Genomic DNA, 24,338 nt, shown 5'->3' with positions numbered 1-24,338 from the left:
TGCCTCTCCTGCCCGCCGTATCTGCGTCTGCGTTGTCGAGCACGGTCACTCCTCGCATGTCTTGACGTTCAGCGCGCCCGGCCCCGCCGGCACGCCCAGCAGTTCGGCCACTCGCGCCGTGGTCGTCCTGGGCGAGGTGAGCTCCGTCCAGTGGGCCTTCACCTTGGGGATGACGCTGTAGCGGGGTTTCTGCAGCAGCTCCTTGATCACCCTTGCCTGGGCCGCGTTCATGGAGATCGGGTCGGTGGGCGCGAGGGCGACGCCGGAGCCGACGAGGGAGTCGTCGATGCGGAGATGGCGCAGCGCGGTCAGCGGGTGGGACTCCGAGCCCAGGGCCAGCCACATGATGACCACCGAGCGGGCGTCGCACACTTCGCCGGCGGCGTTCTCGTCCCCCGTCACCAGCACCGAGGCCACACCGACGGCGAACTCCGGAATCCGGTTGCCGCCCCAGCGGGTGCCGACGGTCACCACTCCCGGCGTCCTGGACGGGTCGAGCGCGGAGTCGCCCTCCAGACCGGAGCGGGCGTCGACGCGCTGCCGTACGGTCAGCCGCTCGCCTCCGGCGGCGCCGCCCGCGAGGGACTGGACGCGCTGGACGACCTCGGCCCAGTCGGCGGTCTGGCCGGCCCACTCGGGGTAGGCGCAGTACGTCGACCTGCCGTGCGCGACGCAGCTCTGCACCTTCTCCGGGGTGGCCGACGCCTTGGCGCGGGCCTCGGTCAGCGCGGCCGGGTCGCCCGGGGACTGTCCCGCTATGCCCAGGGCCATGGCGGCGAGGGCGAGGACGGTGACCGCCTTGATCCTGGGTGTACGACCGCCGGTCAGCAGCAGCGCGAGGCACAGCAGCAGCATGACGAGCCCTGCCAGATACAGCGCGTGCCAGCCGGCCGGGCGGCCCAGCAGGCCGGAGGGGAACGGGTGGGCGCCCTCCTCCACGACCGCGGGCGCCAGCCACCGCACCCCGTGCTCGCCCTGGGTGCTGGCGGCCACGAGGATGGTGACGATGTAGACGCCGATCACGAAGGGCGGCAGGGCGAGCGTGGAGGGGATCAGCCGGGCGAGCAGGGCGCCGAGGACTCCGGCCAGGAGGATCTCCAGCGGGCCCACGGCCAGCTCGGCGAGCGAGCCGTGGCCGACCGCGCCGGGCTTCAGGGCCGCCCAGGTGAACTCGAAGCCCACGACGAGTGCGGTGAACACCGCGTAGGGCACGACCGACAGCGCATGCGCGAGCGTGCGCCGCCATGGCTCCATGACCAGCACGTCGAAGTGTCGGTCGGTGGCGTACCGGCGGGAGCGCAGCACGGCGCGGTTGACACCCGCGAGCAGGACGATGGCGAGGAGCAGAGGGGCGGACTGGGTGGACCGGTCGACGTCTTGGAGGACCGGGTAGGCGTCCATTCCCTCCCTGCCGTTGAACATCGTCCAGCCGGTGTAGCCGACGTGCAGGAGCAGGAAGAGCAGCACCCGGATCTGCATCAGCAGTTCGCGTGCTTCGAAGCGGGCGAGGGCGACGACGGCCGCCGTCCTGTTCGGGCTTCGGTCCGGGGCGGGCGGCTCCACCCCCGTGGGGGCCGCCTCCTTCACGACTGTGCCGGTCGCCAGGTCGCTCATGCCGCCACCTCCGCGGGCTCACCGTCGAGAGTGAGCAAGTAGCCGTCCTCCAGGGTGGGTTCGAGGAGCTCGGCGCCCTTGGGCGGGTCGCCGAGATTGCGGAAGGAGCCCGTGCCCGTACGCCATCCGGCTCTCGCGCCGGGGTCGCGGGCCGTGCTGCTCCACACCCGCCCCGCCGCCCGTGCGGTCAGCTCGGCCGGGGTGCCCTCGAAGCGGATGGTGCCGCGGACCATGACGATCACGCGGTGGCAGAGCATCGCGACGTCCTCGGTCTGGTGGGTGGAGAGCAGGACCGTGCGGCCCTCGCCCGCCTGGGCGATCAACTCCCTGAACCGCATGCGCTGTTCGGGGTCGAGGCCGACGGTCGGTTCGTCCAGGACGAGGAAGCCCGGGTCGCCGACCAGCGCGGCGGCCAGCGCGACCCGCTGGCGCATGCCGCCGGAGAGCTTCCGCAGGCGTCTGCCCCGGACGTCGGACAGGTCGACGGCCTCCAGCACGCGCCGCACCTCCCGGTGCCGGGCGGAGCGGTCCGTCAGCTCCTTGAGGATCGCGACGTAGTCGACGAACTCGAAGGCCGAGAAGTCCGGGTGGAATCCCGGGGTCTGCGGCAGATAGCCGAGTACGCGGCGCACCTCCAGGCGTCCGGTCGGAGTGCTCGGGTCGTGCCCACGCACCGTGAACGCACCGCGGTCGGCGGGCACGGCGGTGGCCAGCACCCGCAACAGAGTGGTCTTGCCCGCGCCGTTGGGCCCGAGCAGTCCGGTGACGCCCTCGCCGAGGCGCAGGGAGACATCGTCGAGGGCGACGGTCCCGCCGAACCTGAGGGTCAGGCCGGAGGCGGAGACGGTGGGGGTCATGCGGCGCTCCTGTCGGAGAAGTCGGTGAAGTCGGTGAAGAAGGCATGTGCGGGCGAGGAGTCGAACCGGTCCCGTACGAGATAGAGCAGCCCCACGGCCAGTACCGCGACCGCGCCGGCGACGCCCTGGCCGAGTGCCGTGAACGGTGCGAGGGTGCTGCCGTCGGCGTTCGCCTTGGCCACCATCAGCACACCGACCCAGGCCCCGCCGACCAGGCCGGGCGCGAGGACCGGGCCCAGCCGGGCCGCCAGCGCGAGCCCCGTCCCGGTGAGTGCGAGGGCGGGCAGCAGCCAGGCCAGCGCACGCAGTCCGTAGGCGGGAAGCGCGAGCGTCGCCAGCCCGTTCAGCACGAGGACGGCGGTCAGCACGGCCACCGTGCGGATCATCAGCAGCCGGAATCCGTGCAGGGGGGACACCAGGGCCATCTCGTACGTCGGGTCGAGCATCGGCCCGTACGACAGCGAGACCCCGAGGAGCGGGAGCAGCGGGGCGAGGGCCAGGAACAGCGTGGGCGAGGACGAGCCCCGTCCCGCGTCGACCGCCACCACCGTCATGAGGAGCACGAGGACGACCGCGCCCAGCCAGGAGCGGCGCAGCACGGGCGTGGCGGACAGCAGCCGTGCGGTGTGGTCGGCGACGCCGATCCGCACCAGCAACGACTCGACCAGCCTCGGGCGCGGCGCGTCCAGCTCGGCGTCGAGCCGCTCCCAGCCCGCGTCCAGCGCGACGGGGTCGCTCACCACGGCGAGCGCCTCCCGGCACCGTGCGCACGAGGCCAGGTGTGTGTCGACGGACCAGAGCCGGGGCGGGTCCAACTCGCCCCGGGTGTAGGCCCGCAGGTCGTCGGCGTCCGCGTGCCACCGCTGCTCTGCGGGGCGGTCGGTCCCGCCCTCGGTCCCGCCCTCGGTCCCGCCCTCGGCCGTGCCGCCGGACGCGGCCGTGTCCTCACCGGACCCGGTCATGTTCTCGCCACCTCCGTCCGTCTCCGCGCCGTCCTGGTCCATGTCCGTACCGTCTCCGCCCGTGCCGTTGCCGCCCGTGCCGTTGCCGTCCTGGCCCGTGCTCTCGCCGTGTTCGTGCGGGTCCTCGGCGCCGCCGGCGATCGCGCGTCCGAAGCCGTGGCTCTCCGGTCCGGGCCGGTCGCCCTGCGGCGCCCGTCCCTCCGTACCGCTGTCGCTCATGCCAGCTCCTCCCGCAGCTGCTTGCGCGCCCGTAGGGCCCGCGTCTTGACCGTGCCGGGCGGAATGCCGAGCAGGACGGCCGCTTCCCGGGTCGTGAGTCCGTCGATCACCGTGGCCTGGAGGACCGCGCGCAGCTCGGGTGAGAGCCGGGTCAACGCGCCCGCGAGGTCTCCGTGCTCGACCCCGGCCAGGACGCGCTCCTCGGCGGAGGCCTCGTCCCGGTGGCGGAAGCGCGCCAGTGTCTGGCGCAGTCGGCCACGCGCGCCGTCGCCGCGCAGTGTGTCGATCAGGCGCCGCGAGCCGATACGCCACAGCCAGCCCGCCGCGTCACCCTCCTCCCGGTAGCGCGCGGTGCCGTGCCAGACGGCGAGGAAGGTCTCCTGTACGACGTCGTCGACCATCCCGGCGTCGGCACAGCGGCCGCGCAGGCGCGCGGTCAGCCACGGCGCATAGCGCCGGTACAACTCCTCGAAGGCGCGCCGGTCGCCGTCCGCCGCGATGGCCCGCAGCAGCTCTCCGTCGCTTCTCGTTTCCCTCACACCCCCTCATCGGACGAGCCCCGCCGATCGGTTCACGCCCCGCCCACTTATTTCAAAGAGCCACCCGCGGGTCCTGTTCGTGGCTCCGCGCACGCTCTTCCTGCTCGTGGCTCCGCACACCCTCTTCCTGTTCGTGGCTCCGCACACCCTCTCCTGCTCTTGACGCGGCGCACCCTCTTGCGTCACCCTTTCACTACTCAATTAGTGAAAGGGTGGTTGTCCGAGTGGTCGAGTACCGCATCGACCGGCGCAGCGGCGTCGCCACCTACGTCCAGATCGTCCAGCAGACCAAACAGGCCCTGCGCCTGGGCCTGCTCGAACCGGGCGACAAGCTCCCCACGGCCCGCGAGGTCGTGGAAGCCACCGCGATCAATCCGAACACCGTCCTGAAGGCCTACCGCGAGCTGGAGCGCGAAGGCCTGGTCGAGGCCAGACGCGGCCTCGGCACCTTCGTACGGAAGTCACTGGGCGCGGCCCCGGCGGACTCCCCGCTGCGCGCCGAGCTCGACGACTGGGCCGCCAGGGCCCGCGAGGCCGGGCTCGATCACGACGACGTGGCGGCGCTCTTCACCGCCGTACTGGAAAAGTTCAGCAAGGGAGACATGGAATGAGCGACACCGCCATGGAGGCGGCCGGGCTCGGCAAGAAGTTCGGGCGGCGCGGGAACTGGGCACTGCGCGGGTGCTCCTTCCGGCTGCCCGCGGGACGCGTCTGCGCCGTCGTCGGCCCCAACGGCGCGGGCAAGTCGACCCTGCTGTCCCACGCGGCCGGACTGCTCGCCCCCACCGAGGGCTCCCTCGCCGTGCTCGGCACCCACCCGGCCGCCGCCCGCGAACGCGTCGCGTACGTCGCCCAGGACAAGCCGCTGTATCCGCAGCTCACGGTCGCCGAGACACTGCGCCTGGGCCACGAGCTCAACCCGGCCCGCTGGGACGCCACGGTCGCCGAACGGATCACGTACGAGGCCGGCGGTCTCGACCCGAAGGCCAAGGTCCGTACGCTCTCCGGCGGTCAGCGCACCCGCGTGGCGCTCGCCCTCGCGCTCGGCAAGCGGCCCGAACTCCTGCTCCTGGACGAGCCGATGGCCGATCTCGACCCGCTCGCCCGGCACGAACTGATGGGCACGCTGATGGCCGAGGCCGCCCAGTACGGCACCACGGTCGCGATGTCCTCGCACGTCGTCGCCGAGCTGGAGGGCTCCTGCGACTACCTGCTGCTGATAGGCGGCGGCCAGGTCCGGCTGGCCGGCGACCTGGACGATCTGCTGGCCGCGCACACTTTGACGACGGGCCCGGTCCGCGACCTCGCTCCGCACACCGTGGTCGAATCCCGCACCACGGGGCGGCAGCTGACCGCCCTGATCCGCCCCCAGGGCCCGGTCTCCACCGGAGCCGACGCCCGCGCCACCATGCCCTCCCTGGAGGAACTGGTCCTCGCGCACCTGCGCAACCCCGAGGCCCCCGCGCTGCTCCTCGCCTCCGCCCGCACCGCCGCCGAGGAGCCCGCCGTATGACCGCGCTCGCCACCACCGGCACCCCGGCGGCGCCCGCCCACCGCCCGTCCGCCACCCGTGGTCTGATCCGGGCGTTGCTGCGGCTGCACCGCCCGGCGCTCTACATCTGGGCCGGCCTGTTCGTCGCCCTCGTGGTCCTGCTGCTGTGGCTGTACGGCCCGGGGACGGACACCGCGGCCGCGGCCTGGCGGCAGTACGACCGCTGCGGAATGGCCGCCTGCACCTACGACCAGAACGCGATCATCCGCTACAAGTCGCTCTCCCTCTACGCCTCCCTCGGGGTGACCTTCCTGCCGTTCCTCGTCGCCGCCTGGTCGGGCGCCTCGCTCGTGGGCCGCGAGATGGAGAACGGCACCGCGCACCTCTCCTGGACCCAGTCGGTCTCCCCGGCGCGCTGGCTGGCGGTCAAGCTGGCGGTCCCGGCCGCGGTCCTCACCGCCGGGACCGGCGTGCTGGTCGTGCTGCACCGCCTGATGTGGGTCAGGGGCCAGGGCCGGATCGACACCGCCAAGGACTGGACCGACGTCCTCGTCTTCTACGCCAACGGCCCGACCAGCGTCGCTCTCGCCCTGTCCGGTCTGGTCGCCGGCGCGCTCGCCGGTCTCGTGCTGCGCCGTTCACTGGGCGCGCTCGTCGTGGCGGTGCTCTGGACGGGTGCCGTCCGGATCGTCGCCGGCCTGGCCATGCCCCACCTCTGGCCGACGGTGCACCTCGCCAGCAGCCTCACCCACGACGGCCCCGACCACCCGGGCATCACCGTCGACGCAGGCCTCCTCACCTCCACCGGCACCCGGCTGTCCGACCCGCACTGCGGCAGCAGCCACTTCGGGCAGTGCCGTGACCTGTACGAGAAGCTCGACGCCGTCAGCTTCTACAGCGACTCGCACCCCCAGTCCCACTACTGGCCGCTGCAGTTCATGACGACCGGCCTGATCCTCCTGCCCACCGCGCTCGCGGTCCTCGCCGCCTTCCGGCTGCTGAACCGCCGCACCGGCAGCGCCCCGAAGGAGGCCCGCCGGTGAACGCCGCCGTCAACGGCCTGCCCTGGACCGTCCTGCGCGTGCACCGCGCGGCGCTGCTCGCCTGGGGCGCCTTCGTGGCCGCCGTCACCGGGCTCCTGGTGTGGGCGGTCGAGGTCAAGGCGCCCGCCGCCCGGGCGGAGCTGGCCTACTGCGCACACCACAGCGTCTGCTCCATCGACGCCACGCTCGACTACGGCGACGCCCTGCGCTGGTCGGCCATATTCCTGTGCTACTCCTTCTTCGCCGTCGCGGCCTGGGCGGGCGCCGCCCTGGTCGCCCGCGAACTGGAGACGGGCACCGCACAGCTCGCCTGGACCCAGTCGGTGACCCCCGTGCGCTGGCTGGCCGCCAAGCTGGCCCTGCCCGCGCTGCTGATCACCGCCGGCGGTGCGGTCCTGGTGCCGGTGTACCGCCACGCCTGGTCGATCGACCCGGACCGGATGGGCGACAGCTGGAGCGCCGTCAGCGTCTTCGTCGCCCGCGGCCCGGCGATGGCGGCGTACGGCCTGTGCGCGCTGGCCGTCGGCGCGCTCGCCGGACTGGTGCTGCGCCGCGCGCTGCCCGCCCTCGGCGTCTCCTTCGCCGTGCTGCTGGTGCTCAACCAGCTCCTGCAGCACTTCCGCGCGGACCTGTGGCCCTCGGTCACCCGTACCGGCACCGCCCGCTTCAGCCCGCCCGACAGTTCCTGGCAGCTGGCCAACGGGGTGCTCGTGCACGGCAGACGCGTGGCGAACCCCGAGTACGGGCGGTGCGGCGGCCTGGGCGCGGAGGCCAAGCGGTGTCTGGCCGAGCACGGAATCACCGGCTGGTACTCCGTCTACCACCCGGCCTCCCACTACTGGCCCCTCCACCTCGTGGAAACCGGCATCGTCCTCGCCGTGACCGCCGTCGCCACCGCGACCGCCTTCCGGCTGCTGCGCCACCGCACCGCCTAGGAGCAACCGACCGGCCCGACAAGTCCCCCACGGGGGTGGGGACATACGCGGCTTCCGGACATGTCGACGTCCGGGAGCCGCTCCCCGATATCCCGCACGTCATGTCGCCGTAACCATTGATTCAGACGAGCTTGCGACGCTCAGCCAATGAAGCCCGCCGCGCCAGAGCCTTCGCCTCCGCCGGAGAACGAGCCCTCGCCGACGACGGGGAACGAGCTGCTGCCGGCGACGCGGAACGGGAACATCCGCCTCGCCCCACTGCCTCTCGCCCTCTCCGACGCGCCGGTCCCGCTCCCGGCGCGGAAGAATGGGTCCATGAACCAGCCCAGCGCCCAGGCACCGGTGCAGCACCCGCAGCCCTCCGTCGGATCCATAGCCGCCCACCGCCCGCACACCGTGGCGGCGAACGTCTCCGACCTGGAACCCGACATCGATGCCGACCTCGACGCCTACGAGGACACGGTGCAGGACGGCATCACCCTGCCACAGGGCCGCTTCCTGGACCGCGAGCGCAGCTGGCTGGCGTTCAACGAGCGGGTGCTGGAGCTCGCCGAGGACCCGACCACGCCCCTGCTCGAACGGGCGAACTTCCTGGCGATCTTCGCCAGCAACCTGGACGAGTTCTTCATGGTCCGGGTGGCCGGACTGAAGCGGCGCATCGCGACCGGCGTCGCCACCAGGTCCGCCTCCGGCCTGCAGCCCCGCGAGGTCCTGGAGATGATCTGGGCCCGCTCGCGCGAGCTCATGGCCCGGCACGCGGCCTGCTACCAGGAGGACGTGGCCCCCGCGCTCTCCGAGGAGGGCATCCACCTGGTCCGGTGGAGCGAGCTGACGGAGAAGGAGCAGGCCCGCCTCTTCACCCTCTTCCGGCACCAGATCTTCCCGGTCCTGACCCCGCTGGCGGTCGACCCCGCGCACCCCTTCCCGTACATCTCCGGCCTGTCCCTGAACCTGGCCGTGGTGGTACGCAACCCGGTCAGCGGCCACCGGCACTTCGCGCGCGTCAAGGTCCCGCCGCTGCTCTCCCGCTTCCTGGAGGCCTCCCCCAACCGCTACGTCCCCATCGAGGACGTGATCGCGGCGCACCTGGAGGAGCTCTTCCCGGGCATGGAGGTGCTGGAGCACCACACCTTCCGCCTCACCCGCAACGAGGACCTGGAGGTCGAGGAGGACGACGCCGAGAACCTGCTCCAGGCACTGGAGAAGGAGCTCATGCGGCGCCGCTTCGGGCCGCCGGTGCGCCTGGAGGTCGAGGAGTCCATCGACCGGTACGTCCTCGACCTGCTCGTACGCGAGCTGAAGATCTCCGAGGCCGAGGTGTACCCGCTGCCGGGCCCCCTCGACCTGACCGGTCTCTTCGGCATCGGCGCCCTCGACCGGCCCGAGCTGAAGTACCCGAAGTTCATCGCGGGAACGCACCGCGACCTGGCCGAGGTGGAGTCGGCGTCCGCGCCCGACATCTTCGCCGCCCTGAACGAGCGCGACGTCCTGCTGCACCACCCGTACGACTCCTTCTCCACCTCCGTCCAGGCCTTCCTGGAGCAGGCGGCGCTGGACCCGGACGTGCTGGCCATCAAGCAGACCCTGTACCGGACGTCGGGCGACTCGCCGATCGTGGACGCGCTGATAGAGGCCGCCGAGTCCGGCAAGCAGGTCCTCGTCCTCGTCGAGATCAAGGCGCGCTTCGACGAGCAGGCCAACATCAAGTGGGCCAGAAAGCTCGAAGAGTCCGGCTGCCATGTCGTGTACGGGCTCGTCGGGCTGAAGACCCACTGCAAGCTGTCGCTGGTCGTCCGCCAGGAGGGGGACACGCTCCGGCGCTACTGCCACGTCGGCACCGGGAACTACCACCCGAAGACCGCCCGGCTGTACGAGGACCTCGGTCTGCTCACCGCCGACCCGCAGGTCGGCGCGGACCTGTCGGACCTGTTCAACCGGCTCTCCGGGTATTCGCGCCGCGAGACCTACCGCCGGCTCCTCGTCGCCCCCAAGTCCCTGCGCGACGGCCTGATCGCACGGATCAACAAGGAAGTCCAGCACCACAACGCGGGACGCCCCGCCTACATCCGCATCAAGGTCAACTCGATGGTGGACGAGGCGATCATCGACGCGCTCTACCGCGCGTCCCAGGCCGGAGTGCCCGTCGGCATCTGGGTGCGCGGCATCTGCGCGGTCCGGCCGGGCGTCCCGGGCCTGTCCGAGAACATACGGGTCCGCTCGGTCCTCGGCCGCTTCCTGGAACACTCCCGGGTCTTCGCCTTCGGCAACGGAGGCGAGCCCGAGGTGTGGATCGGCAGCGCCGACATGATGCACCGCAACCTCGACCGTCGGATCGAGGCTCTGGTCCGGATCACCGATCCGGCCCACCGGGCGGCCCTCAGCCGGCTGTTCGAAACGGGGCTGTCGGACACCACCGCCTCCTGGCACCTGGGCCCGGACGGCGAGTGGACCCGGCACGCGACCGACGCGGACGGCCAGCCCCTACGGAACGTCCAGGAGATGCTCATAGACGCCCGGAGGCGCCGGCGTGGCACAGCAACACCTTGATCCCCCCACCGACTCCACGGTCGGCCCGGTGTCCGGGGACGCCCTCGCGGGCTACCTGAGGGCCCAGGCCACGGAGTTCCTCCGTTCCCTGCGGCAGCACCGGGAGACCGGCGCCGAAGGAGGTGCCCCCGCTCGGGCGAAGGCGCGCGCGGACTCACGCCTGGACTCGCGCGCGGACTCGCGGGCGGACTCACGAGCAGGGGAGAACGGCTCGGGAGAGAACACCTCGGGGGAGTCCGTCGACGCGGCGCGCGCCCTGCGCCGCTCGGCCCGCCGCATCAGCGGCACCCTGCACACCTTCCGGCCGCTGCTCGACGCGGACTGGTCGGAGGGCATGCGCCCCGAACTGGCCTGGCTGTCGGGCACCCTGGCCCGTGAGCACGCCTACGCGGCCCGCCTGGAACGGCTGCTCGGCGCGCTGAACCGGCTCTGCGGCTCGTCCGGCTTCCCCGCCCAGGCCGGCGGGAACCCGGGCACCGCCTCCAAGGCCCATCTGACCGTGGGCGCGGCGAAGGCGGGCGCACTGCTCGACCGCCAGCTGACCCTGGCCCGTACCCGGGCCCATTCGGCGGCACTCCAGGCGCTCGGCTCCTCCCGCTTCCACGCCGTCGCGGACAGCGTCGCCGTGCTCGCCAGCGAGGTGCCGCTCACCCCGGCGGCGACCACGACCGACCTGCGCCCGCTGGCCGCCGCCGCGGCGGACCGGCTGACGGACGCGGTCACCGCGCTGCCGCTGATCACCGCGGGCCACCCGTACAACGCGGAGGCCCTCGTGCACGGCCTCTCCGCCGACACCGCCCCCCATCCCCAGGACGCCCCCTGGCACCAGGTCCGGCTGCTGCTGCGCCTGCACCGCTACGCCTGCGAGGTCCTCTACGGAGAGGAAGGCCCCGCCGACGTACGACTGCTCGGCGCGGGGCAGGCACTCAACCTGCACCGGGACGCGGCGGAGGCGGCCTCCGCCGCGGCGTCGGCGGCCCGCACCCCGCGGATCGCCCCGGCGACGGCGTACGCCCTCGGCGTGCTGCACGCCGATCAGCGGCACGAGGTGGAGGCGGCCCGGTTCGCGTTCCAGCAGAGCTGGCGGAAAGAAGCCGTACGCACCCGGTGAGGGAGGCTCGATGACCGAGGACGCCTTCAGGACCGTACGAGCGGCGGGCTGCGCCCTGTGGCGCCGGTCGCCGATCGACGGTGAGCTGGAGATATGTCTGGTCCACCGGCCCAAGTACGACGACTGGTCGCATCCGAAGGGCAAACTCAAGCGCGGCGAGGACCCCCTCGCCGGGGCGCTGCGGGAGGTCGAGGAGGAAACGGGGTACACCGCCCTGCCCGGCACCGAGCTGCCCACCCTCCGCTACTTCGTCGCCGGCCGCCCCAAGGAGGTCCGCTACTGGGCCGCCGAAGCGACGGACGGCCGCTTCACCCCGAACGACGAAGTCGACCGCATCCTGTGGCTCCCCCCGACGGCGGCCCGCCACCGTCTGACCCAGCCGAGGGACAGCGATCTGGTGGACGCCTTACTGAGCACCTTGCATCTGTCGTAGATATCGGCGCGTCCGTCGTGGGCATCTGCGCCCCGAAGGGGGCGCGGGAAACGGCCCACCGCGCGCTCCACACCGCCCCGCGTAATGGAATGCCACCGTGTCCGAGACGTGAGCGTTCCGTGACCTTACCGCACCGCCCGCAGGGGTTCACCTTCCGTTTACCTATGGCCATTGGCTACTTCACCTGTTCTGCCTAATTTCGGCCTTACACGGTGCAGAGCGCGTCCCGGACAAATCCTCGACGCCACCTCCGCATGACACCGAATTGCACGCCGCCACCCGACGGCGGCTCCTGGAAGGAACTCCCGAAAAGTGAAGCTTCAGCGCAAGAACCGGCTTCGCGCCCTCTCGCTCGGTGCCGTCGCCGTCTCCGGCGCCCTGGCCCTCACGGCGTGCGGCTCGGACGACACCGGCAAGAGCAGTGGCAGCGACAGCTCGGCTCCGGCCAGCAACGCCAGCTCCATCAAGTGCGACGACGCCAAGGGGCAGCTGCAGGCCTCCGGCTCTTCCGCACAGAAGAACGCGATCGACGCGTGGGTGAAGCAGTTCACCCAGGCCTGCTCCGGTGTGCAGATCAACTACAACCCGACGGGTTCGGGCGCCGGTGTCACCGCGTTCACCCAGGGCCAGACCGCGTTCGCCGGTTCGGACTCCCCGCTGAAGCCCGAAGAGGTCACCGCCTCCAAGAGCGCCTGTGGCGGCAACGCGGCCATCGACCTGCCGATGGTCGGCGGCCCGATCGCGATCGGCTACAACCTCCCGGGCGTGGACAGCCTCACGCTGGACGCCTCCACCATCGCCAAGATCTTCGACGGCAAGATCAAGACGTGGAACGACGCCGCGATCAAGGCGCTGAACCCGAGCGCCACGCTCCCCAGCACCAAGATCCAGGCCTTCCACCGCTCGGACGAGTCCGGCACCACGGACAACTTCACCAAGTACCTGAAGGCTGTCGCCCCCTCCGACTGGAACTACTCCGGCGGCAAGGCGTGGCAGGCCAAGGGTGGCCAGTCGGCGCAGGGCTCCTCCGGCCTCGCCGCGCAGGTGAAGCAGACCACGGGCGCGATCTCGTACTTCGAGCTCTCGTACGCCGCCGACGGCATCAACACCGTCGACCTGAAGACGGCCGCCGCCACCCCGGTGAAGGCCACCGTCGAGAACGCCACCAAGGCCATCTCCACCGCCACGGTCAAGGGCACCGGCAGCGACCTGGCGCTCTCCCTGAACTACAAGCCGACCGCCGAGGGCGCCTACCCGCTCACCCTGGTCACCTACGAGATCATCTGCGAGAAGGGCAACAAGGCCGACACCCTGGCCGCGACGAAGTCCTTCCTCACCTACATCGCGAGCGAGGACGGTCAGAAGCTGCTGACCGACGCCAAGTACGCCCCGATCCCCGACGAGATCATCGCCAAGGTCCGCACGACCATCTCTTCCCTGAGCTGACCTGAGTGTGCGGCCCGCCTCGCCGAGGCGGGCCGCACCGTCCGGTGCACCGCCGCCTGGAGCCGCCACCCCTTACGGCTCCGCAGACCGGAGAATCCCGATGGACATATCCACACAGAACACTGAAGCGCCTCCCCCCGCCCCACAGCCTTCCGCGGCCGAGCAGAAGCGCGCGAGCCGCGGCGCCACCCGCCCCGGAGACCGGGTCTTCCTCGGTCTCTCCCGTGGGTCCGGCATCCTTCTCCTGGTGATCATGGCCGCCATCGCGGCCTTCCTCACTTATCGCGCCGCCGACGCGATCAGCAAGGACCACGGCAACTTCCTGACCACCTTCGAGTGGAACACCAGCATCGAGCCGCCGGTGTTCGGCATCGCGGTGCTGGCCTTCGGCACGATCGTGTCCGCGGTCATCGCGATGGCCCTCGCGGTCCCGGTCGCGGTCGGTATCGCCCTGTTCATCACGCACTACGCGCCGCGCAAGCTCGGCGGCCCCATCGCGTTCGTGATCGACCTGCTCGCCGCCGTCCCGTCCATCGTGTACGGCCTCTGGGGCGCCCTCGTCCTCGTGCCGCACATGAACGGCCTCTTCGGCTGGCTCGACCACTACTTCGGCTGGACCGGCATCTTCGAGTGGCAGGGCGGAGCGCCCCGCTCGATGCTCACCGTCGGCATCCTGCTCGCGATCATGATCCTGCCGATCATCACCAACGTGAGCCGTGAGGTCTTCCGGCAGGTCCCGCAGATGCACGAGGAGGCCGCGCTGGCCCTCGGCGCCACGCGCTGGGAGGTCATCCGCATGTCGGTGCTGCCCTTCGGCCGCTCCGGTGTGATCTCCGCCTCGATGCTGGGCCTCGGCCGCGCGCTCGGCGAGACGATGGCCGTCGCCACGGTCCTCTCCCCGACCTTCGAGATCAACGCCAGCCTGCTCGACCCGGGCGGCGGCACCTTCGCGCAGAACATCGCGAGCAAGTTCAGCGAGGCCACCCCGCTCGGCCAGAACGCGCTGATCGCCTCCGGTCTCGTGCTGTTCGTCATCACCCTGGTGGTCAACGGCGCGGCGCGCATGATCATCAACCGCCGCAAGGAGTACTCGGGGGCCAACGCATGAGCACCACAGACGTCACCCCCAAGCGCCCCAGCTCCCTGCGCGGCGCCACCCTCCCGAAGTGGTCCCCGTGGGCCATCGCCGGCGGCTCCGTGGTCCTCGCCGTCCTCATCGGCCTGATCGGCGGCCTCGACAACAAGGTCCAGTGGGGCCTGATCGCCGCCATCCTCTTCGTCCTCGGCACGTTCGGCATCGCCGCGCGCATCGAGGGCCGCCGCCAGGCCAAGGACCGCGTCGCGACCAGCCTCGTCTGGGTCTGCTTCATCGTCGCCGTCATCCCGCTCGCCTCCCTGATCTGGGAGACCGTCAAGCGTGGCGTGAAGGTCTTCGACATCTACTTCCTGACCCACTCCATGGGTGTGGTCGCCGACACCGAGACCGGTGGCGGTATCTACCACGCGATCATCGGCACCCTGGAGCAGGTCGCCATCGCGACCCTGATCGCCGTGCCGATCGGCGTGCTCACCGCGGTCTACCTCGTCGAATACGGGCGCGGCAAGCTCGCCAAGGCCGTCACGTTCTTCGTCGACGTCATGACGGGCATCCCGTCGATCGTCGCCGGTCTGTTCATCCTCAGCTTCTGGATCCTGATCCTGGACATGGGCTACTCCGGCTTCGCCGGCTCGCTCGCCCTGTCGATCCTGATGATGCCCGTGGTGGTCCGCTCCACCGAGGAGATGCTCAAGCTCGTCCCGAACGAGCTGCGCGAGGCCTCCCTCGCGCTGGGCATCCCGAAGTGGCGCACCATCATCAAGGTGGTTCTGCCGACCTCCATCGGTGGTATCACCACGGGTGTGATGCTCGCCGTCGCGCGCATCACCGGTGAGACCGCTCCCGTGCTGCTGTTGGTGTGGGGCACCAACTTCATCAACACCAACCCGTTCTCGGACCCGCAGGCCTCGCTGCCGCTGTACATCTACCAGCAGTACGCGAACAGCGCCGGTTCCGGCGCGGCCTACGACCGGGCCTGGGCGGCAGCACTCGCGCTCATCGCCTTCGTCATGATCCTCAACCTGGCGGCGCGTGGCATCGCGCGCTGGAAGGCCCCCAAGACGGGCCGCTGACGCGGCCGATCAGCGACCCGAATCCTTTGCGAAAGAAGCAGTGATTGACATGGCCAAGCGAATCGACGTAAGCGGTCTCACCGCCTACTACAGCGCTCACAAGGCGATCGAAGACATCTCGATGACGGTCGAGCCCCGCTCGGTGACGGCCTTCATCGGCCCCTCCGGCTGCGGCAAGTCGACCTTCCTGCGCACGCTGAACCGTATGCACGAGGTCACCCCCGGCGGCCGTGTCGAGGGCAAGGTGCTGCTGGACGACGAGGACCTGTACGGCCACGGCATCGACCCCGTCGCCGTGCGCCGCACGATCGGCATGGTCTTCCAGCGCCCCAACCCCTTCCCCACGATGTCGATCTTCGACAACGTGGCGGCGGGCCTGAAGCTCAACGGCTCCTACAAGAAGTCCGAGCTCAGCGACGTCGTCGAGAAGTCCCTCAAGGGCGCGAACCTCTGGAACGAGGTCAAGGACCGCCTCAACAAGCCCGGCTCGGGCCTGTCCGGTGGTCAGCAGCAGCGCCTGTGCATCGCGCGGGCGATCGCGGTGGAGCCGCAGGTCCTCCTCATGGACGAGCCCTGCTCGGCCCTGGACCCGATCTCGACCCTCGCGATCGAGGACCTGATCGGCGAGCTGAAGGAGCGCTTCACGATCGTCATCGTGACGCACAACATGCAGCAGGCCGCGCGCGTCTCGGACCGTACCGCGTTCTTCAACCTGGCCGCGGTGGGCCAGCCCGGCCGACTCATCGAGATCGACGACACGGAGCGCATCTTCTCCAACCCGTCGGTCCAGGCCACCGAGGACTACATCTCCGGCCGCTTCGGCTGAGCCGTCCCGCACAAGAACCCCTCGCGGTGCTGCATGGCGGTGCCACCGCGAGGACGAGAAGGGCCCGCCCCTGGCTCCCGGGGGCGGGCCCGCTCGTCTTCCCCGACACACACAGGGGATACGTCCTTCGCCACCGCCCCACCCCCGACCCGGGGGCGACCCGGCGCCGGAGGCTTTCAGTGGCACGGGGCGATCGGGGCGCAGCCCCACCCCGAGAGGCACGGGGGGATCGGGGCGCAGCCCCACCCCGAGAGGCACGGGGCGATCGGGGCGCAGCCCCACCCCGAGGGGCGCGGGGAACTGCGCGACCAGCCCCCACCGGCCCGCAGCCGAACGAACCACCCGACGACGAGCCACCCGCAGCAAAGGAATCCTCAGACTCAGAGGAGGATCCAAGGCCGGGCGAATCGGTTCCTCAGGCGAATCGGTTCCTCAGAGCATTCAGGCCCACAGGAAGGCCTACAGGAACGCCAGGTTCACGATCCAGAAGCTGGCCGCAGCCACCAACGCCGCCGCCGGCATCGTGATGAACCACCCCAGCACGATGTTCTTGGCAACACCCCAGCGAACCGCGTTCACCCGCTTCGTCGCCCCCACCCCCATGATCGCGGAGGTGATGACATGCGTGGTCGAGATCGGCGCCTTGAAAAGGAACGCCGTGGCGAACATGATCGACGCCCCCGTCGTCTCCGCGGCGAACCCCTGCGGCGGATCAAGCTCGATGATCTTCCGTCCCAGCGTGCGCATGATGCGCCACCCACCGGCGTACGTCCCCAGCGAGAGCATCACCGCACAGACGATCTTCACCCACACCGGAATCGGATCGTCCGCTCCCTGCACATCACCGATGACGAGTGCCATCACCACGATGCCCATGGTCTTCTGGGCGTCCTGAAGACCATGCCCCAGCGCCATCCCCGCCGCGGACACCGTCTGCGCTATACGGAACCCCCGCTTGGCCTTGTGCGGGTTGGCGCGCCGGAACATCCACATGATCGCGCACATCACCAGATAGCCGACGATCAGGCCGACGAGCGGTGACAGGAACATGGGAATGACGACCTTGTCGAGCACTCCGGACCAGAGCACCGTCGTACCGCCCGCGAGCGCCGCGCCCACCAGCCCGCCGAACAACGCGTGCGAGGAGGACGACGGAAGCCCGAAGTACCAGGTGACGAGGTTCCAGACGATCGCCCCGATGAGCGCCGCGAAGAGGATCCCCATCCCCTTGCCGCCCTCGGGCGTCTCGATCAGCCCCGTACTGACGGTGTGCGCGACCCCGCTGCCGAGGAACGCACCCGCGAGGTTCATCACCGCGGCCATGGCGAGCGCGGCCCGCGGAGTCAGTGCCCGGGTGGACACCGACGTGGCGATGGCGTTCGCCGAATCGTGGAAGCCGTTCGTGTACGTGAATCCGAGCGCGACCAGAATGGTCACGACCAGGGCAAAGGTGTCCACGAAGCCTCAGGACTCCTTGACGGCGATGGTCTCCACCGTGTTCGCCACGTGCTCGAACGCGTCGGCCGCTTCCTCCAGCACATCCACGATCTGCTTGAGCTTCAGCACCTCGATGGCGTCGTACTTGCCGCTGAAGAGATGAGCGAGCAGCTTGCGGTGGATCTGGTCGGCCTGGTTCTCCAGCCGGTTGACCTCGATCCAGTACTCGGTGAGGTTGTCCATGGTGCGCAGGTTCGGCATGGCCTCGGCGGTCAGCTCGGCGGCCCGGGCCAGCACCTCGATCTGCTGTTCCACACCCTTGGGGAGTTCCTCGACCTGATACAGCACGACCAGGTCGACGGCCTCCTCCATGAAGTCCATGATGTCGTCGAGGGACGAGGCCAGGTTGTAGATGTCCTCGCGGTCGAACGGCGTGATGAAGGAGGAGTTCAACTGGTGGAAGATCGCGTGAGTGGCGTCGTCACCGGCGTGTTCGGCGGCCCGCATGCGCTCTGCGATCTCGGCCCGGGCGGAGGCGTCCGCCCCGAGCAGTTCCATCAGGAGTTTCGAGCCCGTGACGATGTTGTCCGCGGAGGCGGAAAACATGTCATAGAAGCTCGTCTCCCTGGGGGTCAGACGAAAGCGCACTTGGGGTCCTCGGAGTCCTTTTGTTCGGTCAGGCTGATGCTAGGCGCATCATCCGGCCACAGCTAACCGGCCGTCTTCCAGTGTCGCCCATCAGGCACAGTGATCAGCACAGGGACCGGTCGCGGCATCGGGCAAGGGCCCTATACCCAGCAAAGTTCGTTACCATATACCCACCAGGGGTATATAAACCGTACCAGCGGGAGGACGCGATGACGACCACCGAGGCCGGCGCGACGGCGCCCTCCGGCAAGGCCAAAACAGCCCAGGAGATCCCGGAGATCCAGGACATTCAGAAGATCCCGGAGAACCAGAAGAAGCAGGAGAAGCAGGAGAACCGAGGGGCCTCGAAGGCCGAAGGGACCCAGGGCACCCAGGGCACCCAGGGGGTACAGGGGACCCGGGAGACCCAGGACGTCGTGACCGACCACGACCGCGGCATCCACGGCTACCACAAGCAGAAGGACGAACACCTCAAGCGCCTGCGCCGCATCGAGGGCCAGATCCGCGGTCTGCAGCGGATGGTCGACGAGGACGTCTACTGCATCGACATACTCACCCAGGTCTCCGCCTCCACGAAGGCCCTGCAGTCCTTCGCCCTCCAGCTCCTTGAGGAGCACCTGCGCCACTGCGTCGCGGACGCGGCCCTCAAGGGCGGCGAGGAGATCGACGCGAAGGTCGAGGAGGCGACAAAGGCGATCGGCCGGCTGCTGCGCACCTGACGCGGCACGCGAGCAGGGCCCCTACTTCCCCGTGCCGCTCCCCCGCGCCCCACGCTCTTCGGCCACTTTCAGCACCTCGTCGATGCTCTCAAGGCTGAGCCGGTCCTCGTGGGCGGCCGAGGCCGCGATGATCAGGTCGCCGCACAGTTCGATCTCGGCGAGGGCCACGTGGTCCTGAACTGCCGTACCGCCGACCGGAGCCACGTGCATCACCTCTTCCTGCCGTCACCGGCTTCCTAGAGTAGGGAGCGGCCTACACACGGCGCATGGCACGGAAGGGCCATTTCCAGCCCCCACCTCCTGCCCATACACGGACCGGGCCCGGACCGCCGCACGGACGGACACGCGGACCGCCGCACGGACGAACTACGGCTCCACGATCTTCCCGGCGAAGATCTCACCGGCCTCCGGAAGCCGTACGTGGGCGGGGACCCCGAAGTCGTACAGCAAGGTCGTCGAGGCGACCGCGACGATGCCCTGGTGCTGGCCGTTGACGAAACTGAACCGGTTGCGCAGCTTGCGGACACGCCCCTGGTCGTCGAGGTAGGCGTCGAACGGGACTTCGGCCGTGGCGAACCCCTTCGCCGCCGCCGCGAGCGCCTTCCGGTTCCCCTTCGAGGCGCTCTTCGCGGCGATCTCCAGGTCGGCGGTCCCGCGAAAGTGCCGCACCGGCGTCCCGGCCACCTCCGTCCTGCCCACATACGTGGCCGTCCGCGCCCCCCGCAACAGCTCGGCCGCGGCGAACGGGTCGGTGGCACCACCGGTCACCAGATTCCCGTCCGAGAGGGTGGCCGTGTCGACGCGCACCCACTTGTCGGCGGGGACACCCGCGCCACGGTTCTTCATGAACAGGGCACCCGGAGCGAGGAGTTCGGTGATCGGCCGGTGCTCGACGGCGCCCGCCGGATCCTGCGGCAGCAGCACCTTCAACCGTCCCAGCTGCTTCCTGAAGTCGTAGACGCCCTGGCCTCGGATGGTCACCCGGGTCCCCCCGGTGGCCATCTCCATCGACGTACGGGCCTTCGCGCTGCCGGCCCGCTCCAGCGTGGCGGCGGCCCGGCGCACCACCTCGACCGGGGTGGCGCCGGCCCGCGCGTCCTCGGCGCCGGCCCGGTCGACGGAACACCCGCCGACGCAGACCATGACCCCCGTCACCGCGACCGCGACGACGCCCACACCTCGCTGCCTCCGTTGCTGCGCCACCATCGTCTGCCGACCCCCAGCCGGTCCGTCCCGGGCCTCCTGTCGTTCCGGTTAACGACGGGTAGGGACGCCCGTCACGCGGTGGCGATTCATTTACTTGCCTTGGGTAACGTTCTTGGTGTGGCGCAATCGGAAGACACCCACCGCACCCCGGAACACCGCACGACAACGGTCGAACAGGGGCACTTCTGTGTAGCCCGCTGCACCTGCGGCTGGCGCGGCCCGGCCCGCCGCGCCCGCAGCCTGGCCCGCGCGGACGCGAAAGGTCACACGGTGAGCACGCTCACCTAGGCCGGGGCGAAACGGGAGGGAACGGGATGGGACGGATGGGCGGGTAGGGACGGCCGGGGCGCCATCCGCGTGTGATCACGGTCATGTCCCGGTTCCGTCCCGCAGTCGTACGCTGTGGAACTCCTGGCAACGGACGCCCGTCTCGTCTCACGCACAGGGAAGCAAACGGAGGCGCACATGCAACGGCGTACGTTCATAGGTGGCGGCGCGGCCGCACTCGCGGTGGCGGTCACGTCCGCCTGCAACGGCAAGGCCGGCGCCGACAAGGCCTCGGCCGCCACGGACACGGGCGACACCTCGCTGCGCACGGCCACGGCCACCGCCACAAGCACCGGCACCGCCGTGCGCGCCGCCGCGAACTGGACCGCGCTCGCCAAGGACCTGGACGGTCCCCTGGTCCGCCCGGGTGACCGCAGCTGGTCGACGGCCCACCAGCTCTACAACACCCGCTTCGACTCCCTGAAGCCCACCGCCGTCGCGTACGTCGCCCATGCCGACGACATCCGTACGACCATGGCCTACGCCCGCGCCCACAACATCCCGCTGTCGATCCGCAACGGCGGCCACTCCTACGCGGGCTGGTCCTCCGGAAACGGCCGGCTGATCCTGGACGTGTCCAAGCTGAACACGATCCGGGCGTCCGCGAACGAGGCGGTGGTCGGCGCCGGCTCCAAGCTGATCGACGTCTACCGGGCGCTCGCCGCGAAGGGCGTCACGATCCCGGCCGGGTCCTGCCCGACCGTCGGCGTCTCCGGCCTGACCCTCGGCGGCGGCCACGGCGTCGTGTCACGGGCGTACGGCCTGACCTGCGACAGCCTCACCCAGGCGACGCTGATCACCGCGGACGGCAAGCAGCTCGTCGCCAACGCGAGCGAGAACAAGGACCTCTTCTGGGCGCTGCGCGGCGCCGGCAACGGCAACTTCGGCGTCGTCACCGAGCTCCGCTTCAAGACCCACCCCGCCCCGCAGGCCGTGTCGGCGTACCTGACCTGGCCCTGGACGAAGGCCGCCGCCGTGGTGAAGGCCTGGCAGGAGTGGGGCCCCAGCCAGCCGGACGAGATCTGGTCCTCGCTCCACCTGGAGAACGGCAACGGCACCCCCACCGTCGCCGTCGCCGCCTTCTCCCTGGGCACCTACGGCGAACTCCAGAACGCCGTGGACCGCCTCGCCACCAAGGTCGGCGCCCCCGCGCGCAGTGTCTCACTCAAGAAGCACTCCTACGAGGAGTCGATGGAGGCGTACGCGGGCTGCTCGTCCTTCGCCGCCGACGCCCAGTGCCACCTGCCGGGCTCGACGCCGGGCCGCTCCCCGCAGGGTGCCCTCGGCCGCGAGACGTACGCGGCCCGCTCGGACTTCTTCGACCGCTCGATCTCCGCGGCCGGCATCCAGACCCTGCTGAACCAGGTCTCCTCGGTCCGCGGCGGCGCCGGCAGCATCGCGCTCACCGCGCTGGGCGGCGCCGTCAACCGGGTCTCGCCCACCGCGACGGCCTTCGTGCACCGCCGCTCCCGGATGCTCGCCCAGTACATCGCCTCCTGGGGTGCGGGCGCCTCCGGCACCACGGTCCAGTCCTGGCTGACCTCGGCCCACGCGGCGATGGCCCGCCACGCCTCCGGCGCCGCCTACCAGAACTACACGGACCCGACCCTCACCAACTGGCGCAAGGCGTACTACGGCGACGCCGCCACCCGCCTGACGGCCCTGAAGAAGCAGTACGACCCGAACCGCTTCTTCACCTTCCCCCAGGCGCTGTAGGAACAGGCGCGGCCACAAGGGGAAACGGCGGCGCGCGCCTACGCCGCGAGGTCCGGCTCCTCGGGCCGCTCCGCCCGAGCTCCCGGAATGATCGTCTCCTGCCCCGCAGGCCCCGTACGCCGGGCCTGAATCAGCCGGCCGCCCCGCTGCGACAGCTCCACGGCCTTCATCACCGGGGTCAGCAGCGCCATGGCGAGCGGGGACAGCAGCAGTACGACGGCGGTGCCGAGGGCGAAGCCGCCGACGACGTCCGTCGGGTAATGCACACCCATGTAGACCTGGCAGAACCCTTCGAGCAGCGCGATCCCTATCCCGACCAGCCCGAACTTCCGGTTCGCGACGAACAGCCCGACCCCCATCGCCATGGTGAGCGTCGCGTGGTCGCTCACGAAGGAGAAGCCGGTCTTGTCGGCGGTCAGGACGTCGAGTCCTTGGTGGTCGGCGAAGGGGCGGGGCCGCTCCACGAAGCCTCGTATCGGCATGTTCACCAGCACCGCGATCCCGGCGGCGAGCGGCGCCCAGACCAGCGCGGCCACCGACGAGGCGGCGCTCTCGGCGTTCGCGGCGTTCGCGGCGTTTCCCCCGCCCCGGCGCCGCACGGTCCACCAGCACCACAGCACCAGCAGGACCATGGCGAGCGGCAGTCCGTACTCGCCGACGAACTCCATGCCACGGTCGAACCAGTGCGGTGCGTCCTTGGCGAGGCCATTGATGTCGTACAGCAGATCGACGTCGGGGTTCGAACCGGATTCGGCGAGTCCAGCCATGGTGCTGCGGCCCCTTCGTCGTCTTTCCTACGGGCGCACCCTTTCGTGCGCCGCCCGATCCACCCCCGTGGTCGTAGATCCGCTCTATGCCAACGTTCTACGCCAACAGGAACGCACAGTCCCCGTCAGTACGTTCCACACTCCACCAAATGATCACGCAGACGTTATCGAAGAGAGATACATCGCCGCAGCTCAGGGGTGGGATCAAACCGTCGTCGGCAATGCTTTCGCGCCATCTTCGGTCACGCGCGTGGCACCGAAGTAGTCGGGGGTGTCGATGCGGTCGAAGCGAATGACGGCACCGGTCCGCGGTGCGTCGATCATGTACCCGCCACCCACATAGATACCGACATGCCGGATGGCCCGGGAGTTGGTGAGGTCGTCGGAGAAGAAGACCAGATCGCCCGGGAGCAGTTCCTCGCGCGCGGGGTGCGGGCCGGCGTTGTACTGGTCGTTGGCGACCCGCGGCAGGGTGACCCCCACACTCTCGTACGCGGCCTTCGTGAGCCCCGAGCAGTCGAAGCGTCCACCCTGGTCAGCGGTGCCGTTGCCGCCCCACAGGTAGGGCGTGCCGAGCTTCTTCTGCGCGTAGTAGATCGCCGCGGCGGCCTGCTGCGAGGGATCCACCCGGCTCACCGGACGCGCGAAGCTCTTCTCCAGGGTGGTGATCGTCCTGACGTAGTTCTGGGTCTCCTTGTACGGCGGCACGCCCCCGTACTTGATGACCGCATAGGCCCCCGCGTTGTAAGCGGCGAGCATGTTCTCGGTGATGTTCCCCGGGGCGTCCTTCACATAGGACGCGAGCTTGCAGTCGTACGAGGCAGCCGAAGGAATCGCGTCATTCGGGTCCCATACGTCGCGCTTGCCGTCCCCATTGCCGTCGATTCCGTGCGTGGCCCAGGTCCCCGGGATGAATTGCGCTATCCCTTCCGCCTTCGCCGGACTCTGGGCGTTCGGATTGAATCCACTCTCCTGATAGAGCTGGGCCGCGAGCAGCGCCGGATTGATCGCGCTGCACAGATTGCCCCACTGCTGTACGAGTGTCTGGTACGCGGCCGGCACGGCGCCCTTGGCGAGCCCGACCGATCCTCCGCCGACCCCGTTGGCGAGGTTCCCCGCGACGACGTAGACACCGATGACGAGCACCATCACGAAGGCGAGCCCGGTGCCGGCCACGGCGGTAGCCACGATCCACGCCTTACGCACCGTCAACCGCCCCTCGCCGCCCGGGAGTCCGCCGGACGTCAGTCTAGAGGCGACTCCGGTACGAGGAAACGATCACACACGAGAAGAAACCGGGCGCCAAGTGCGCCCCTCACCAACTC

At 70.3% G+C, this 24,338-nt stretch carries 24 protein-coding genes; 14 read left to right on the top strand and 10 right to left on the bottom strand.

Going from position 1 to position 24,338, the window contains the following annotated elements; translation table 11 throughout:
* Nucleotides 1-45: 45 nt before the first annotated feature.
* From RV986_RS28085 to RV986_RS28070, 4 genes are all read right to left on the bottom strand, one after another.
* Nucleotides 46-1,614, bottom strand: coding sequence for an ABC transporter permease (locus RV986_RS28085; RefSeq protein ID WP_475920040.1), 1,569 nt, complete (start codon nucleotides 1,612-1,614; stop codon nucleotides 46-48).
* The gene (locus RV986_RS28080) at nucleotides 1,611-2,471 is read right to left on the bottom strand and encodes an ABC transporter ATP-binding protein (RefSeq protein ID WP_475920039.1); all 861 of its coding nucleotides are present in this window, start codon (nucleotides 2,469-2,471) and stop codon (nucleotides 1,611-1,613) included. The genes RV986_RS28085 and RV986_RS28080 overlap by 4 nt, the downstream gene beginning before the upstream one ends.
* Nucleotides 2,468-3,433: a zf-HC2 domain-containing protein gene (locus tag RV986_RS28075; protein WP_475924458.1), complete on the bottom strand. Its 966-nt coding sequence runs from the start codon at nucleotides 3,431-3,433 to the stop codon at nucleotides 2,468-2,470. The genes RV986_RS28080 and RV986_RS28075 overlap by 4 nt, the downstream gene beginning before the upstream one ends.
* A gap of 215 nt (nucleotides 3,434-3,648) precedes the next feature.
* Nucleotides 3,649-4,191, bottom strand: a complete 543-nt coding sequence (locus RV986_RS28070) for an RNA polymerase sigma factor (protein WP_475920038.1) — start codon at nucleotides 4,189-4,191, stop codon at nucleotides 3,649-3,651.
* A gap of 224 nt (nucleotides 4,192-4,415) precedes the next feature.
* Between RV986_RS28070 and RV986_RS28065 the strand changes: the two genes are divergently transcribed.
* From RV986_RS28065 to pstB, 11 genes are all read left to right on the top strand, one after another.
* A complete protein-coding gene (locus RV986_RS28065) occupies nucleotides 4,416-4,802 on the top strand; it encodes a GntR family transcriptional regulator (protein ID WP_475920037.1) in 387 nt (128 codons plus the stop codon).
* Nucleotides 4,799-5,704 carry an ABC transporter ATP-binding protein gene (locus RV986_RS28060; RefSeq protein ID WP_475920036.1) on the top strand — a complete coding sequence of 302 codons (906 nt, stop codon included), beginning with the start codon at nucleotides 4,799-4,801 and terminating at the stop codon, nucleotides 5,702-5,704. The genes RV986_RS28065 and RV986_RS28060 overlap by 4 nt, the downstream gene beginning before the upstream one ends.
* Nucleotides 5,701-6,726: an ABC transporter permease gene (locus RV986_RS28055; RefSeq protein WP_475920035.1), complete on the top strand. Its 1,026-nt coding sequence runs from the start codon at nucleotides 5,701-5,703 to the stop codon at nucleotides 6,724-6,726. Before RV986_RS28060 ends, RV986_RS28055 begins: the two co-directional genes overlap by 4 nt.
* Nucleotides 6,723-7,661 carry a hypothetical protein gene (locus RV986_RS28050; RefSeq protein ID WP_475920034.1) on the top strand — a complete coding sequence of 313 codons (939 nt, stop codon included), beginning with the start codon at nucleotides 6,723-6,725 and terminating at the stop codon, nucleotides 7,659-7,661. The genes RV986_RS28055 and RV986_RS28050 overlap by 4 nt, the downstream gene beginning before the upstream one ends.
* A gap of 315 nt (nucleotides 7,662-7,976) precedes the next feature.
* Nucleotides 7,977-10,208 (top strand): RNA degradosome polyphosphate kinase, encoded by a 2,232-nt coding sequence (locus RV986_RS28045; protein ID WP_475920033.1) that lies wholly within the window; start codon nucleotides 7,977-7,979, stop codon nucleotides 10,206-10,208.
* A complete protein-coding gene (locus RV986_RS28040; protein WP_475920032.1) occupies nucleotides 10,189-11,319 on the top strand; it encodes a CHAD domain-containing protein in 1,131 nt (376 codons plus the stop codon). Before RV986_RS28045 ends, RV986_RS28040 begins: the two co-directional genes overlap by 20 nt.
* A 10-nt stretch (nucleotides 11,320-11,329) precedes the next feature.
* On the top strand, nucleotides 11,330-11,752 hold the full coding sequence (locus RV986_RS28035; protein ID WP_475920031.1) for an NUDIX hydrolase: 423 nt from the start codon (nucleotides 11,330-11,332) through the stop codon (nucleotides 11,750-11,752).
* Nucleotides 11,753-12,064: 312 nt separating this feature from the next.
* Entirely contained in the window at nucleotides 12,065-13,198 is a 1,134-nt protein-coding gene (gene pstS / locus RV986_RS28030) for a phosphate ABC transporter substrate-binding protein PstS (RefSeq protein WP_475920030.1), read from the top strand.
* 100 nt (nucleotides 13,199-13,298) lie between these two features.
* Entirely contained in the window at nucleotides 13,299-14,306 is a 1,008-nt protein-coding gene (pstC, locus tag RV986_RS28025) for a phosphate ABC transporter permease subunit PstC (protein WP_475920029.1), read from the top strand.
* Entirely contained in the window at nucleotides 14,303-15,367 is a 1,065-nt protein-coding gene (gene pstA, locus RV986_RS28020) for a phosphate ABC transporter permease PstA (protein ID WP_475920028.1), read from the top strand. Before pstC ends, pstA begins: the two co-directional genes overlap by 4 nt.
* Before the next feature lie 49 nt (nucleotides 15,368-15,416).
* The gene (gene pstB, locus RV986_RS28015) at nucleotides 15,417-16,193 is read left to right on the top strand and encodes a phosphate ABC transporter ATP-binding protein PstB (protein WP_475920027.1); all 777 of its coding nucleotides are present in this window, start codon (nucleotides 15,417-15,419) and stop codon (nucleotides 16,191-16,193) included.
* Between the two features lie 459 nt (nucleotides 16,194-16,652).
* Here pstB and RV986_RS28010 read toward each other — a convergent pair whose 3' ends face one another.
* Together RV986_RS28010 and RV986_RS28005 are read right to left on the bottom strand one after the other, a co-directional pair.
* Nucleotides 16,653-17,651: an inorganic phosphate transporter gene (locus RV986_RS28010; protein ID WP_475920026.1), complete on the bottom strand. Its 999-nt coding sequence runs from the start codon at nucleotides 17,649-17,651 to the stop codon at nucleotides 16,653-16,655.
* Nucleotides 17,652-17,657: 6 nt separating this feature from the next.
* Complete coding sequence (locus RV986_RS28005) at nucleotides 17,658-18,278, bottom strand: DUF47 domain-containing protein (RefSeq protein ID WP_475920025.1); 621 nt, start codon at nucleotides 18,276-18,278, stop codon at nucleotides 17,658-17,660.
* A gap of 296 nt (nucleotides 18,279-18,574) precedes the next feature.
* Between RV986_RS28005 and RV986_RS28000 the strand changes: the two genes are divergently transcribed.
* A complete protein-coding gene (locus RV986_RS28000) occupies nucleotides 18,575-18,997 on the top strand; it encodes a metal-sensitive transcriptional regulator (protein WP_475924457.1) in 423 nt (140 codons plus the stop codon).
* A gap of 21 nt (nucleotides 18,998-19,018) precedes the next feature.
* On the opposite strand, the gene RV986_RS27995 is transcribed toward RV986_RS28000, so the two are convergent.
* The gene (locus RV986_RS27995) at nucleotides 19,019-19,207 is read right to left on the bottom strand and encodes a hypothetical protein (RefSeq protein ID WP_475920024.1); all 189 of its coding nucleotides are present in this window, start codon (nucleotides 19,205-19,207) and stop codon (nucleotides 19,019-19,021) included.
* A 156-nt stretch (nucleotides 19,208-19,363) separates the two neighbouring features.
* Nucleotides 19,364-20,203, bottom strand: a complete 840-nt coding sequence (locus tag RV986_RS27990; protein ID WP_475920023.1) for an SCO4651 family lipoprotein — start codon at nucleotides 20,201-20,203, stop codon at nucleotides 19,364-19,366.
* A gap of 117 nt (nucleotides 20,204-20,320) precedes the next feature.
* Here RV986_RS27990 and RV986_RS27985 point away from each other — a divergent pair, with 117 nt between their 5' ends.
* Nucleotides 20,321-20,491 carry a hypothetical protein gene (locus RV986_RS27985; RefSeq protein ID WP_475920022.1) on the top strand — a complete coding sequence of 57 codons (171 nt, stop codon included), beginning with the start codon at nucleotides 20,321-20,323 and terminating at the stop codon, nucleotides 20,489-20,491.
* A 177-nt stretch (nucleotides 20,492-20,668) separates the two neighbouring features.
* Nucleotides 20,669-22,246, top strand: a complete 1,578-nt coding sequence (locus RV986_RS27980; RefSeq protein WP_475920021.1) for an FAD-binding oxidoreductase — start codon at nucleotides 20,669-20,671, stop codon at nucleotides 22,244-22,246.
* Between the two features lie 38 nt (nucleotides 22,247-22,284).
* Here the strand turns inward: RV986_RS27980 and RV986_RS27975 are convergent, their stop codons facing one another.
* Nucleotides 22,285-23,013 (bottom strand): phosphatase PAP2 family protein, encoded by a 729-nt coding sequence (locus RV986_RS27975; protein WP_475920020.1) that lies wholly within the window; start codon nucleotides 23,011-23,013, stop codon nucleotides 22,285-22,287.
* Nucleotides 23,014-23,217: 204 nt separating this feature from the next.
* Nucleotides 23,218-24,225, bottom strand: coding sequence for a C40 family peptidase (locus RV986_RS27970; protein WP_475920019.1), 1,008 nt, complete (start codon nucleotides 24,223-24,225; stop codon nucleotides 23,218-23,220).
* Nucleotides 24,226-24,338 lie beyond the last annotated feature (113 nt).

This window comes from Streptomyces sp. RLA012, from assembly GCF_056270325.1.
Note: the sequence above shows the minus strand (reverse complement) of the source record. Positions and strands in the feature narration are given on the sequence as shown.